Raw genomic sequence first — 916 nt, forward strand, 5'->3', positions numbered from 1 at the left:
GGAGCAAGAGAGCAATGGCGAAGGAAAAATTTGACCGTAGCAAACCGCACGTAAACGTAGGCACGATTGGTCACATCGATCACGGCAAGACGACGTTGACGGCGGCGATCACGAAGGTGTTGTCGAAGCACAACCCGAAGAACAGCTTCCGTTCGTTCGACACGATTGATAACGCACCGGAAGAGCGCGAGCGTGGTATCACGATCTCGACCTCGCACGTGGAGTACGAGACGGCGAACCGTCACTATGCTCACGTGGACTGCCCGGGCCACGCCGACTACATCAAGAACATGATCACGGGCGCAGCGCAGATGGACGGCGCGATCCTGGTGGTTGCAGCGACCGACGGCCCGATGCCCCAGACGAAGGAGCACGTTCTGCTCGCTCGTCAGGTTGGCGTGCCGTACATCGTTGTGTTCCTGAACAAGTGCGACGCCGTGGAAGATCCGGAACTGATCGACCTGGTCGAGATGGAAGTTCGCGAACTGCTCAGCAAGTACGAGTTCCCTGGCGATGACGTTCCTGTCATCCGTGGCTCGGCTCTGGGCGCGCTGAACGGCGAAGCGCAGTGGGAAGCGAAGATCGACGAGCTGATGCAGGCCGTGGACGACAACGTTCCCCAGCCTGACCGTCTGGTCGACCTGCCGTTCCTGATGCCGATCGAAGACATCTTCTCGATCTCGGGCCGTGGAACCGTTGTAACGGGCCGTATCGAGCGTGGTCGCATCAAGGTTGGTGAGCCGGCGCAGATCGTGGGCTTCCGCGATACGCAGGCGACGACCGTGACCGGCGTGGAAATGTTCAAGAAGCAGCTGGACGAGGGTCTTGCCGGTGACAACGCAGGTCTGTTGCTGCGTGGTACGGCGAAGGACGACGTGGAGCGCGGCATGGTTCTGGCGAAGCCGGGATCGATCAC

At 60.4% G+C, this 916-nt stretch carries 1 protein-coding gene; it reads left to right on the forward strand.

Features of this window, described 5'->3' with window-relative positions; genetic code table 11:
• Window positions 1-14: 14 nt before the first annotated feature.
• Window positions 15-916, forward strand: a 902-nt coding sequence (tuf, locus tag JAO32_RS19720) for an elongation factor Tu (protein ID WP_334243595.1), incomplete at its 3' end; no start/stop codon positions are given.

It is taken from the genome of Terriglobus sp. ADX1 (assembly GCF_036877645.1).
GTDB lineage: Bacteria > Acidobacteriota > Terriglobia > Terriglobales > Acidobacteriaceae > Terriglobus.